The sequence below is a fragment of the Rhizobium sp. X9 genome, from assembly GCF_018873185.1.
Classification (GTDB): domain Bacteria; phylum Pseudomonadota; class Alphaproteobacteria; order Rhizobiales; family Rhizobiaceae; genus Agrobacterium; species Agrobacterium oryzihabitans.
In genome coordinates, this window is sequence record NZ_CP071312.1 from 405,220 (window position 1) to 418,090 (window position 12,871).

Annotated in this window: 10 protein-coding genes; 5 read left to right on the forward strand and 5 right to left on the reverse strand. The window is 60.0% G+C overall.

Annotation, left to right across the window (positions count from 1 at the left end; all coding sequences use genetic code 11):
- Positions 1–46: 46 nt before the first annotated feature.
- From JZY08_RS16870 to JZY08_RS16890, 5 genes are all read right to left on the reverse strand, one after another.
- On the reverse strand, positions 47–613 hold the full coding sequence (locus tag JZY08_RS16870; protein WP_216332680.1) for an invasion associated locus B family protein: 567 nt from the start codon (positions 611–613) through the stop codon (positions 47–49).
- A complete protein-coding gene (locus tag JZY08_RS16875) occupies positions 613–4,590 on the reverse strand; it encodes an autotransporter domain-containing protein (protein ID WP_216332681.1) in 3,978 nt (1,325 codons plus the stop codon). Before JZY08_RS16875 ends, JZY08_RS16870 begins: the two co-directional genes overlap by 1 nt.
- 238 nt (positions 4,591–4,828) lie before the next feature.
- Positions 4,829–5,353, reverse strand: a complete 525-nt coding sequence (locus JZY08_RS16880) for a flavin reductase family protein (RefSeq protein WP_216332682.1) — start codon at positions 5,351–5,353, stop codon at positions 4,829–4,831.
- Positions 5,353–6,246 (reverse strand): aldo/keto reductase family oxidoreductase, encoded by an 894-nt coding sequence (locus tag JZY08_RS16885; protein ID WP_216332683.1) that lies wholly within the window; start codon positions 6,244–6,246, stop codon positions 5,353–5,355. The genes JZY08_RS16880 and JZY08_RS16885 overlap by 1 nt, the downstream gene beginning before the upstream one ends.
- Complete coding sequence (locus JZY08_RS16890; protein ID WP_216332684.1) at positions 6,246–7,403, reverse strand: LLM class flavin-dependent oxidoreductase; 1,158 nt, start codon at positions 7,401–7,403, stop codon at positions 6,246–6,248. Before JZY08_RS16890 ends, JZY08_RS16885 begins: the two co-directional genes overlap by 1 nt.
- Before the next feature lie 100 nt (positions 7,404–7,503).
- On the opposite strand from JZY08_RS16890, the gene JZY08_RS16895 reads away from it, so the two are divergent.
- The 5 genes from JZY08_RS16895 to JZY08_RS16915 all read left to right on the forward strand — a co-directional run bounded on the left by JZY08_RS16895 (position 7,504) and on the right by JZY08_RS16915 (position 12,859).
- Positions 7,504–8,208 carry a GntR family transcriptional regulator gene (locus JZY08_RS16895; protein ID WP_216332685.1) on the forward strand — a complete coding sequence of 235 codons (705 nt, stop codon included), beginning with the start codon at positions 7,504–7,506 and terminating at the stop codon, positions 8,206–8,208.
- A 336-nt stretch (positions 8,209–8,544) separates the two neighbouring features.
- Positions 8,545–9,621, forward strand: coding sequence for an ABC transporter ATP-binding protein (locus JZY08_RS16900; protein WP_216332688.1), 1,077 nt, complete (start codon positions 8,545–8,547; stop codon positions 9,619–9,621).
- A gap of 53 nt (positions 9,622–9,674) precedes the next feature.
- Positions 9,675–10,910 (forward strand): ABC transporter substrate-binding protein, encoded by a 1,236-nt coding sequence (locus JZY08_RS16905; RefSeq protein ID WP_216332690.1) that lies wholly within the window; start codon positions 9,675–9,677, stop codon positions 10,908–10,910.
- A 175-nt stretch (positions 10,911–11,085) separates the two neighbouring features.
- Positions 11,086–11,997, forward strand: coding sequence for a carbohydrate ABC transporter permease (locus JZY08_RS16910; RefSeq protein WP_003510821.1), 912 nt, complete (start codon positions 11,086–11,088; stop codon positions 11,995–11,997).
- Between the two features lie 4 nt (positions 11,998–12,001).
- Positions 12,002–12,859, forward strand: coding sequence for a carbohydrate ABC transporter permease (locus tag JZY08_RS16915; RefSeq protein WP_003500737.1), 858 nt, complete (start codon positions 12,002–12,004; stop codon positions 12,857–12,859).
- The last annotated feature ends 12 nt before the right edge of the window (positions 12,860–12,871 follow it).

Here is a 12,871-nt window from a genome sequence, read left to right on the forward strand (position 1 = left end):
GTAAAAGTGCGTAAAAGGGATTCCGTTTAGACCGGACCTGCTTTTTTCAACGCAGACTTTCGAGGCGCTTGAGCGCCTCGGAAAAACCTTCCGCCTGAAGCTGAAAAGAAACCGTGCGGCCTTGCAGATCAGGGGCCTCGACTGTCAGGGTCTTGCCGGCCTTTAGCGCCGAAACAAGCTCGACAAAGGGCGTGAAGGTAACGATGCAGCCCACCGGCAGGCAGGTACTGACCTGCACTTCCTGCAACCGCACATTTCCCGATTTCACCGAAAACAGCTTTGTGACGGCAAGCCCGAAAGGCATGACGAAGGTGCCGGAGAGCTTGTCCTGCCTGGCGACATCATCAAGCCGGAATTCGGCGGAAACGACCAGCTTGCGCGTCTTTTCCTCAAGCTGAACCTGCGCGATGGCGCAAAGCGGTTTTGCGCCTTCCGCCGCCGCGGTATTCGGGTCGCCACCCTCTTTCTTCGCCGGCGCCGCGCAGGCAATCTGCCAGTTTCCGTAAACCTCGTGCAGTGGTGCGGCCACCTCTTGCGCGTGTACACCACCTGCTGTCGCGCCAGCAAAAAGGAGAGCAGCGAGGGCTGCAAGCGTGTTTTGACTGCGCTTCATCAGAAACGAACCCCCAGTTCTGCAAAAGCGGATTGATCCAGCAAACCTGACCCGAAAACCGCGCCGTAGCGGAACGTCAAGGTCGCGGATGGATTAAGATCGTAGCTCAGCCCCAAATTCAGCAATGCCTCATCGCGCGCCCTTGCAGAACTTGTAACGGAAAAGGAACTGCCGCCCTCATAAAACAACGTGCCGCCGATTGTCGGATCGCCGTAATTGTGACGCCATGCCAGATCGAACATAGCGCGGCCGAGCATGCCTTCGAGCGCGATATCGCGGCTGATGCGCGCACCGAGCGTCGTGTAGAACTGACCTTGGTTGGCAGAGCCGGCAGAAACGGCGGCGATGCCGCCTTTCTCCTGGAAAGCGTCCGTGCGCGTATTCACATAGCCGATATTGGCGTAGGGCTCGATATGGGTAAGGTCGAAATCGAAACGCCAGGCGCCTTCCGCAAAGACCTGGGTGGTGGAGGCATTGTAGCCGGCGCTGAGCTCCTCCTTCAGCGTCGAAAAGGAAACAGCCCGGCGGGTTTCGACATCCTGAAAGGCGTGGATTGCGCCGAGCCGAAGGGAGGCGGGACCGATGGCCGTGCCGGCATAGGCGGCCAGATAATAGCTGTCCACATCCGCCGACGCAGCAAGTGCGCCCTCGCTGATATTGTCGTGGCCGTAGCCGGCCGCTACACCGCCGCGCCAGCCATCGCCGAATTCTCCATCAACGCCGAAAAGAACACCGCCGCCCTTTACATCGGTTGCCGCGCCGTTTCCGTCCCCGTCGATACGTGCGCGCGACCCGAACCCGCTCGACCAGAATGTGAGGGAACCCTCGTCAAAGTCAAACGGGTTTGATCCACCTTCCGCATAAGCGACCGGCAGGATCGGACGCGCATCGACGCCCTCGAAGGCACTGCGCAGCCGGCTGAGAATGACATCCCGGGTCTGCCCGCTGCGATTGATCAGCGCCATGGCGAGCGAGGGGTGAATTTCCCCGGCAAGCTGCGAGAAGGCGGATTGCGTTTCGCCCTGCTGCAGAAACACGGCCGCCCCATAGAGCGGCGAGCTTTCCCCAAGCGCCTCTATGGCATTGGCGGCCGCGCGCGCATTCGCGGTAGACGTTGCGGCGGCCAGGAAGCCGGCATCCGGCGATGCCCGGTGAAAGGAAAGATAGGTGGTGCCGTCATCGGTACTCCGGGCTACTCTTGCGGTCAGATAGACGAAATTTTCGTCGATACTTGAAAATGTACCGGTAATTCCACCCGTTGCCGTCAGGATCGAATAACGGGTGCCGAGGCTAAAGGCTGAATGGTTCGTCAGCGGTGTGACGACGAGGCTGACATCATTGTCGATGGTGATGGTTCCCGTCACGGCAAGCCGGTCGGAATTGCCGGCAGCGTCGATTTCGACCGCATAGCTGGAGCCACTTGCAAATGTTGCATTGCCCGTGGAAGTCAGCGTGCCGATCGAATTGCCGGGCGCAAGCGTGCCACCAGAGCCGACGGTCAAACCGCCGATGCTGCCGGAACCACCAAGCGTCGCTCCGCTGCCGACAGAAACAGCGCTTGAAAGTGAGCCATTGACGCTGAGCTTTCCAGAGGAAACCGCGGTGACGCCCGTATACGTGCTGTTTCCGGTCAGAACCAGATTGCCTTCGCCGGTCTTTTCAAAAGTGCCAGTACCGCTGATGACATTGGAAAGCGCGCCTGCGCCATCGACGACAAGTTGCGCATCATTGGCGATGCCCCCCGAGCCGAAGCTTTTTGCGGTGCCTTTCAGCGTGCCCGCAGAAATTGTGGTGCCACCGGAATAGCTGTTATTGCCGGCAAGCGTCGTGACGCCACCTTCGACAACGACTTTGCCTGCGCCTGAGATATCGGCTGAGAGCGTATAGTCGGTCTCGGAATGATTGAAAACGATGCTGCCGTTGCCGGCACCGAAGGCGATCGTGCGAGCTTCCAAGGCACCGGCGGAACGGGCGGTTTGCCCGGAGGCCGCACCGATGTTCAACACCCCTGTGGAACCCGCCGAAGCAGCAATGAGAATAGTGGGCGCAGCCAGTTCAGCGCCACCGGTTATCTCAACGGAGCCGGTTCCGGCATCGCCGATGACCATAAGGTTGCCAACCGCAAGACGCGACCCCACACCGCTGACGAGAACGGTACCATTCGATCCAGCCGCACTGCCTGCATAGAGATCATAGGCATCAAGCGATCCGCCGTTCATAACGGTCAAGCTGCCGGAACCTTCAAAGCCAACATCGACGGAGCCGGAGTTTACAACGCCGTTGTCGACATAAGCGGTGACGTTCGAACCCGTTCCTGTGATCGTCATCGTGCCGGAGGAACCGGCAAGATCACCGAGCATGACCTTGGCCGCTTTGATACCGCCACCGGCGCTGACCGACACATTTCCTGCGGCCCCGCCTCCGTATCCGACAAAAAACGTTCCGGCCATCGCCCAGCTCGACCCACCACCGGTCACCGTTACCGTGGAAGTGGAACCGCCATGGGCCGCCACATAGCCGTCGCGGCTTTCGACCACGCCACCGGCCTCAACGGTCATGGAGCCATTGCCGTAAAGGCCGACATTGAGATCGGCACGGCTTTGCAATTGGCTGCCTGCCCCGGATACCCGCGCGGAGCCAGTGCCACCGGCGTTTGTTCCGATAATGATATTCGCGGCATCGACACGGCCGCCGCCGGTGACCTCCAGCAAACCCGTGCCATTTACCCCTATTTCGAGATCGCCACGCTCGACTGTCCAGATCGACCGCTGCCCATCCACAACGGCAGCGCCGGTCGCGCTCGCCACAACTCCGAGTTGCGCCGCCGTGCTATCCACGGAGCCACCTGCCAGGACGTTGAGCTTGCCATTGCCAGCGGCACCGCCCGGATCGGCGGTGTCGCCGCCGATCTGCAGATTGCCGGTCCTCCAGTTGGAGCCGTCGCCGGTCACGGTCGCCTCACTCGCCGAATGGCGGCCGATAATGGCCCCGCCACTGGTGACGGTCCCCGCAGCCTCGACCAGAAGCTTCGCAGCGCCCGAATTGCCGACGACAAGTGCTCCGCCGCTTTGCAGTGAAGAGTTCAGACGGCTCACCGTGATAGAACTTCCGTCCGCAGAAGCCAGATTGGCAATTATCGTTGTCGTCTGACTGAAGACTGTGCCACCTCCGGTGACGGTGAGCGTGCCAACACCTGCTTCACCAACGACCATATCCCCAGACATCGTCCACCGGCTGTCCTCTCCGGAAACCAGTGCGGTTCCCGTCGTGCCGGGGTCCTCGGCCAGAACGCCTCTCACGCTGTAGAGAGCACTGGCGCCTAGCACATCCAGGCTGCCACTTCCGCCAGCTCCGGAAGACGACCCGCCGCCATTGCCCACAAAAACAGTGTCGGACGCTGTGAGGGAGGATGAATTATCGAGCTTGAGGGAACCGTTTCCAGTCCCACTTCCTCCAATAAGTATATTCTCCGACGACGCCGTCGTGCCGTGTAAAAGGAAAACGCTGCCCGTGCCGCTGCCACCGATGGAGACGTCGCCATCATTCACCCAGTTCGCACCGATAAAATTCGCAGTGCCGGACGCGCCACTGGCTGTGCCGAGAACAACTGAATTTGTCCGCAAGTCGCCCTGCACGACCAGCGTACCGGCGCTTGGTACGGTGCCTATCAACAATTCATGGGCTTCAGCACTCGTACCAATGGTAATGACCGGGCCGTAGGAATTGATCATCACATCATCGCCGGCATTCGGTACCCGGCGCGAGGGCCCCCAGTCCGCGTCGGTCGACCAGTCGCCCCCATCGGCCCCGGTCCAGCGCAAAGTTTCGGCGACAGCATGCGGCACGGCGACAAGGGAAAATGTCAGGAAAAATAGACCTGTTGTACCACGGACGAAAAACCGGCTCGGCGCTACTGCGCGCATTTCTGCTGTCGGACAGGTTTCCCCTTCCGAAACATGGCAGAAACAAGCGGACATTCAGTCTCCCTCACCCGCGCGGCGTGCGGTCTTCCTTCGATCGAAGCGAATCATTTTGTTGAATGAGATCAACTAGGCCAGTTTGAAAGATGATTTCCAGTATGAATAGCGGAAAGCGTGTTTTTTACTGGCAGACGAAAACAAAAACGGAGCACGACAGGCGTGCTCCGTGAAATAAGCAATAGATGGCCGGAGTAACAGGATCTCGCCGCAGACCGGGCGAAAAATCCCACTCTGCCTATTGTTTCGAAAACCGGCCGAAGGTACCGCCTGAAAAACAAAGGGGTTCGCCATCGCGATGGGCTGCGCGCAGCACTTCGCCGACGATGATGGTATGGTCACCCGCATCATGGGCGGCGGCCTGCCGGCATTCGAAACGGGCGAGCGTGCCGGGAATGACCGGAACGCCTTCGTCATTCATTTCCCAGTCCAGATCGTCAAAGGCGCGGCCGTTGCGGGTGAAGCGGGCGCTCAGCACGTCCTGATCGGCGCTCAGCACATGGATGGCGAAATGGGTGGCACCGCTGAAGGCCGAATAGCGGGACGAACTTTTTGCCGGCGACCACAGCACCAGCGGCGGATCGAGCGAAACCGACGCGAAGCTGTTGACCGTCATGCCGATCGGCCCTTCGGGCGTCGTTGCCGTCACCACGGTGACGCCGGTGGTGAAAGCGCCGAGCGCGTTGCGAAAGCTGCGGCTGTTTTCGCCGCCGGGAACAAATACATGCTCATTGGGCATTTTGATCGCTTCTGCGACTGTCATCACGGCACCTCGCTTCCGGTTGCAAGTGTGTAGAGCTCAAACCAGGTCTGGCGGTCGATCGTGACGCTGAGAGCATCAGCCGCCGTTTTAATGCGCTGAATGTTGTTGGTGCCTAGCACCGGCACTATCTTTGCCGGATGCCGCAGCAGCCAGGCAATGGCGACAGCGGTGGCATCGACGCCCTGCTCCTTGCCAATGCGCTGCAGGGCAGCCATCGTTCCACCATGTGCGCCGGAGAATAGCGAGCCACCGCCAAGCGGCGACCATGCCATTGGCGAAACGCGCTTTTCCTGCAGGAAGGCCAGATCGCCATTGGTGAAGCTATCGGTGGCAAGAAGGCTCATTTCGATCTGGTTCGTGACGAGCCGGTTTTCCATGGCCGATTGCAGCAACGAGAAATCCCACGGGCGAAAATTGGAAACGCCCACGGCCTTGACCTTGCCCGACGCCACCAGTGCATCGAGCGCCTTGCCGGTTTCTTCCGCGTCGATCAGCGGATCGGGCCGGTGAATGAGCAGCAGATCAACATGATCCGTTCCCATATCACGTAGCGAGGCCTCGACCGAGGCGTTGATATGGCCAGCCGTCGTATCGTAATGCTTGACGCGGGCGGCGGCGTGACGTCCAGCCGGCGCCACGATGCCGCATTTGGTGACGATTTCGATCTTGTCGCGCAGTCCGGGCGCAGCCTTCAGGCCCGCGCCGAGAATAGCTTCCGCCGTGTATCCGCCGTAGATATCGGCCTGATCCATGGTGGTGATGCCCTGCGCCAGGCAGGCTTCGATCTTTGCCTGCACATGGGCGGGCGAGGTGTCCGCATCGTCGCCGATGCGCCACATGCCGTAAACGATGCGGCTGAGTTCCAGGTTTTCAGAAAGAGCGATACGTTCCATCAGTGGCGTTCCCCGTTGCCGAGCGGCGTGGCAGGTGTTTCAGAAGGCACCCGGCCGTAAGCATGCGGCAGGGAGCAGGTTTTCATCTGCGGCAGAACCTTGGTGCCGAAGTGCTCCGCCTCATCGAGATGCGGATAACCGGAAAGAATGAAGGCACGAATGCCCATCTTCTGGTACTCCTCCAGCGCCGACAGGACCTTGTCGGTCGAACCGACCAGCGCCGCGCCACAGCCCGACCGTGCCCGACCGATGCCGGTCCACAGGTTGGGTTCGACATAACCGAACTTGTCGGCCAGTTCGCGGGCACGCGCCTGATGCGACACACCGAGCGAACCGCTGTCATGCGCGCGGTTGCGGATCAGTTGCCCATATTCGTCATCGAGCTTCGAGACAAGATGCTCGGCATATTCCCGTGCTTCCTGTTCGGTATCGCGCACCACCATATGGACACGCAGGCCGTAATCCAGCGTGCGGCCATGGGCGGCTGCACGCTCATTGGCGGCGCGCATGCGGTCTGCCAGCTGGTCCTTCGTTTCGGGCCACATCAGATAGACGTCGCATTGCGCGCCGCAAAGCTCCAGCGCGTCCGGCGAATAACCGCCGAAATAGAGCAGCGGACCGCCATTCTGCTGATAAGGCCGCGCCGGCTCGGTTGAAATACCCTTGAACTGGTAGATTTCACCGTCATGGTCGATGGTGTCACGCGTCCAGGCCTGGCGCAGGATCTCCACGACCTCATGGCTGCGCTTATAACGAAACGCGCTGTCGGCCACCTCACCAGGAAAATCGGAACTGATGACGTTGAGCGTCAGGCGACCCTTCAGCATGTGATCGAGCGTGGCGACCGTGCGCGCCAGCATGATCGGCTGCATCTCGCCGCAGCGGATCGCGGCAAGGAAATTGATGCGGTCGCTGATCGGCGCACAGCCGGCGACGAAACTCAGCGTATCCTGCCCGACCTGATAGGAAGAGGGGCAGAGGATATTGCGGAAACCGAGTTCTTCAGCCTTTTTGACGATGTCGGAGCAATGGTCGAAACTGGAGCGCAGGCTACCGTCCGGCACGCCGAGATAGGCGTAATCATCGGAACACAAAGCGGAAAACCAGGAGACCTCGGCAGCATCGAGATCAGCGGATGTTACGGGTACGACGGTCATTCAATTCCTCCTCAAAGCCGCTCTCGTTTTTCTTGCATAACATCAAGAAATATGTAAATCAATGATGTATCAATTTTTGTTTCGGGGAGGAAACGGCATCATGAAACACACTGGCGGCAGCCTGCCCATGTATCTGCAGATCGCGGAAATGCTGGTGCGCGAGGTGGCGGCGGGTCGACTGATAGACGGCGAGAAACTCGCGCCCGAGCGCGATATGGCGGCCGATCTCGGCATTGCCGTCGGCACGCTTCGCAAATCGCTCGCGGAGTTGCAGGAGCGCGGCCTCCTTGAGCGCGTGCAGGGTTCGGGCAATTACATTCGCGCCGTCAGCGACCCGCAAAGCGTCTATGCTTTCTTTCGCCTCGAGATGATCGAGGGTGGCGGCCTGCCGACGGCGGAGGTTCTGGATGTCGCGCGCCTTGCCAAGCCTTCCACCCTTCCCGCTTTCGGTACATCGGCGGAAGGACATCGCATCCGCCGCCTCCGGCGCATTGCCGGAAAGCCGGCGGCTATCGAGGAAATCTGGCTGGACGGCTCCTATGTCGACACGATCGCCATCGAGAACATGTCGGAATCTCTCTATCTTTACTATCGCACACGCCTCAACCTCTGGATCTCCAAGGCAGAGGACCGGATCGATCTGGGCGAAGTCCCCGAATGGGCGCCTGCGCCCTTTGGCCAGAAACCGGGCACGCCCGTACCCCGCGTGCTGCGGTTGAGCCAGGCGCAGGATGGCGCCGTTGCCGAAGTCTCATGGACATGGTTTGACCACACGGTCGCAAGATACGTTTCTCGCATACGTTGAGTTTGCGAGAAATACGCGTGATCCACGCCGATGGGGAAATTTGACGGCAGACAAGGAAGCAGCAGCCTGTCGCGCACCGGATTTTGCGGATATATTTCTTTAAATCAAAGACTTAATAGTTTTTGATTTCTGTCAGAAATAAAATTGATACACTATTGATTTCCTTTTTATGAAAGGTAATATCACGGAATTAGGGAGACAGGCGTTGAGCCATCCCACGGTATCGCCGGACAATCGAGACAGATTTTTCAAATATGCGATGCGTGGAACTTGAAGGTTGATGCCGGCTTTTGCGTCCATCCGGATTTTGGACGCGCCGGTCGTGAGGAGGAAAATATGGCTTCGGTCAGCCTGCGCAAGCTGGACAAGAGTTACGGTGCCCTGCGCATCGTCAAGGGCATCGACCTTGAAATCAACGATGGTGAATTCGTGGTTTTCGTCGGCCCTTCCGGCTGCGGCAAATCCACGACGCTGCGCATGGTCGCGGGGCTTGAAAGCATCAGCGGCGGCGAGGTCATGATCGGTGATCGCGTCGTCAACAAGCTGCCGCCGCGCGAACGCGACATCGCCATGGTGTTTCAGGACTATGCACTTTATCCGCACAAGACGGTGCGCGAGAACATGGGCTTCAGCCTGAAGGTGCGCGGCGTCAGCGCATCGCAGGCCAATGCCAGCATCGACGAGGCGGCAAGGATGCTCGGTATCGAGCATCTTCTGGACCGGCGGCCGGGCCAGCTTTCCGGCGGCCAGCGCCAGCGCGTGGCCATGGGCCGCGCCATCGTGCGCCGCCCGCAGGTGTTCCTGTTCGACGAACCCCTTTCCAACCTCGACGCCAAGCTGCGCGGCCAGGTGCGCACGGAAATCAAGCGTCTGCACCAGCAGCTCGGCACCACGATCATCTATGTCACCCACGATCAGGTGGAGGCCATGACGCTGGCTGACCGCATCGTCATCCTGCGCGGCGGCGACATCGAGCAGGTCGGCACACCGGATGAGGTTTATAACCGACCGGAAAGCGTGTTCGTCGGCGGTTTCGTCGGCGCTCCCGCCATGAATTTCGCCCGCGCCAGGGTCACCGGCGACAGGCTTGCCTTTGCCGACGGCAATTCCCTGCCGATGGCGGCCATCCGGCCTTCCCGCGAAGCGGCGCTCGATGGACGGGAGGTCATCGTCGGCATTCGCCCGGAACATTTCGGCCCCGCCGAGGGCTTCGATACGCAGCTTGCCGTCAAGGTGCAGGTGGTGGAGCCGCTCGGCTCCGATACGCTGGTGCATTTCAGCCTTGGCGATGCGGCGCTCACCGCAAGGATGCCGCCGCAGCTCCGACCCGCACCGAACGAGGAGCTGAAGATCGGCGTCGATCCGTCCAAGGTCCATCTTTTCGACACTGCGACGGAACGCTCCATTCACTGACCGGCCAGGGCCGCAACCGGCCCGGCCAAAGATTTATATAACGGGAGGAAAACATGAAATTTAAAGCCATCACGGGGGCAGCGCTCTGCGCGACCATGCTCACCTTTTCGGGACAGGCCTTCGCCGACGCCGAACTCAAAGTCTTCGTTTCCAGCCAGCACCAGCCCGATGTCTGGCGCAAGGCGCTCGATCAATATGAGGCGAAGACGCCCGGCGTGAAAGTGGTGATCGAGACCGGCGGCAATACGTCCGAAATGCAGGCGCAATATCTCAACACCGTCATGTCGGCCAAGGATTCCAGCCTCGACGTGCTGATGCTCGACGTCATCCGTCCCGCGCAATTCGCCACTGCCGGCTGGACCAGCGACTTCTCCGGCAAGGACATGTCGGCCTATCTGCCGACCTATGCCGAAGCCAACACCGTGGACGGCAAGATCGTGGCATTGCCGGCCTTCGCCGATTCCATGTTCCTTTATTACCGCAAGGATCTGCTGGACAAATACGGCATCCAGCCGCCGACCACCTGGGACGAGCTGAAGGAAGCCTCCAAGAAAGTGATGGAAGGCGAAAAGAACCCTGAACTTCAAGGTCTCTCCTTCCAGGGCAAGGCAATCGAAGGCGCCGTCTGCACATTCCTGCTACCCTACTGGAGCGGAGGCAAGTCGCTGGTCGAAAATGGCAAGCTGAACTTCGACAATCAGGCGGCCGTGGATTCGCTGAAGCTCTGGAAGAGCTTCGTCGACGAAGGCATTTCGAAGAAGAATATTTCCGAAGTGGCGACCGACGACACGCGCAAGGAATTCCAGGCGGGCAAGGTTCTCTTCGCCGTCAACTGGTCTTACGCGTGGACCCATTTCCAGGGCAAGGAATCGCAGGTGAATGACAAGGTCGGCGTCGCCCGCCTGCCGGCCGTCAAGGGCGGTGAACAGACGACCTGCCTCGGCGGCTGGGAATTCGGCGTGTCCGCCTATTCCAAGCAGCAGGATGAAGCAAAGAAGCTGGTGGAATATCTCTCCAGTCAGGATGTGTCGAAATTCATGGCCATCAACGCCACGCTGCTGCCCACCTATGCCTCGCTCTACAAGGATGCCGATGTCACCAAGGCGATCCCGTGGTTTGCGGACGCCCTTCCCGTCGTCGAAACGGCAAAGGCCCGCCCCGTCACGCCGCGTTACAACGAGGTCAGCGAAACCATCCGCACCACCGTCAACGGCGTGCTTGCGGGTGTGATGACGCCGGAGGACGGCGCAAAGCAGATGGAAAGCCGTCTGCGGCGCGTGCTGCGCTAAGCTTCAGGGCCGGGGAGCGGCATGCCTGCCATGCCCTTTCCGGCCGCTTTGATCGAACCAGTGAAAACCGCGCAAGCGGTGCGATAAACGGGCCGGGTCTTAACCGGTCCGATCGGGAGACGATGACGTGAATCCAGTTGCGGGAGTGGCAGACGTGACGATGCCGGAACGAACGATGGTCAGGGTGGACGAGAAACCGCAGCCGCGCTGGACGCGGTGGCTCGATCTCGGCGACCGGTCGCTTGCCGTGCTTTTGCTGGCGCCTGCGGCCATTCTTCTCTCGCTCATCATCGTCTATCCGGTGGCGCGGCTCGTTTATACCTCGTTTTTCAGCCTTTCGCTGACCTCGGGCCTGCCGGCGGAATTCATCGGTTTTGAAAACTACACGGCGATGCTCGATGACCCGATCTTCTGGGAAACGACCTGGAACACGGTGTTGATAACGCTGATCACCGTGCCGGGCGCGCTGTTCATGGGGCTCGGGCTGGCACTGCTCGCCAACCTGCCCTTTTCCATGCAGTGGCCGATGCGCCTGTCGCTGCTCATTCCGTGGGCGCTGCCGCTGTCCTTTGCCGGCCTCATCTTCGCATGGTTCTTCCATTACGAATATGGCGTGGTCAACGACGTGCTGAACCGGCTGGGTTTTGAAGGCATCATCTGGTTCAACTCGCCGAACTGGGCCTTTGCAGCCATCTGCCTGACCATCATCTGGAAGACCTCCTCCTTCATGGCGCTGATGATCCTTGCCGGGCTGCAGACCATTCCGCGCTCGCTTTATGAAGCGGCCGATGTGGATGGCGCCGGCAAGCTCAGGCAATTCTTCGAGATCACGCTGCCGCTGCTCAAGCCCTCGATCGTCGTTGCCCTCATCTTCCGCACGATCACGGCGCTGCAGACCTTTGATATCCCTTACATGATGACCGGCGGCGGACCCGGCACATCCACCACGACGCTTGCCATGTATATTCACCAGAACACCGTTTCCTTCCTCGATCTCGGTTACGGTTCGGCGCTGGCGGTCATGATGTTTGCGCTCTCCATGTGCGTCACCGCCGTTTATCTCCGCATTATCCGGACGAAGGACTGATCCCATGAGCACCGTTGCGACCTCCTCCGGCCTGTCCTCCTTCTTTTCCGGCAAGCCGCTGCGCTTCATTGCGGCCTCCATATTGCTGGTCAATGGCCTGTTTCCGGCAATCTGGATCCTGTTCACCTCGCTGAAAACCGAAGCGGAACTGACGGTCAAACCGATCACATGGTTTCCGCATGCACCGACGCTTGCCAATTACATGCAGGCTTTTTCCGACCAGCCGCTGCATCTGTTTCTCTTCAACAGCTTCATGGTGGCGCTTCTTTCAACCGCACTCACCATCCTGATTTCGGTGCTGGCGGCTTACGCGCTGGCGCGGCTTGACCTCAAATACCGGGCGCTGATCCTCTCGCTCATCATCGCCGTTTCCACATTCCCGCTAGTGACGCTGCTGGTGCCGCTGTTCGAAATCATGCGCGCGCTCAACCTGCTCAATAGCTGGACGGCGCTGATCCTGCCTTACACCGTGCTCTCCCTGCCGGTCTGCACGCTGATGCTGGTGTCCTTCTTCGAAAGCATCCCGCGCGATCTGGAAAACGCCGCCATGATCGATGGCTGCACCCGCATCGGCGCGCTGTTCAAGGTGGTGGTGCCGCTCTGCGCACCGGGCGTATTCACCGCCGGCATTCTTGCTTTCGTGAATGCCTGGGACGAATTCCTGCTGGCGCTTTCCTTCAATTCCAATCCAGCACTGCGCACGCTGCCGGTCGGCATTCAGCTTTATCAGGGCGAGTTCGCTTTCCCCTGGCCCGTCATCTCGGCGGCGCTTGTGGTCGGCATCGTGCCGGTCGCCATCCTGATCGTCATCTTTCAGGAACGCGTTGTCTCCGGCCTCACCGCCGGCGGTCTCAAGGGCTAAACAGGTACAATC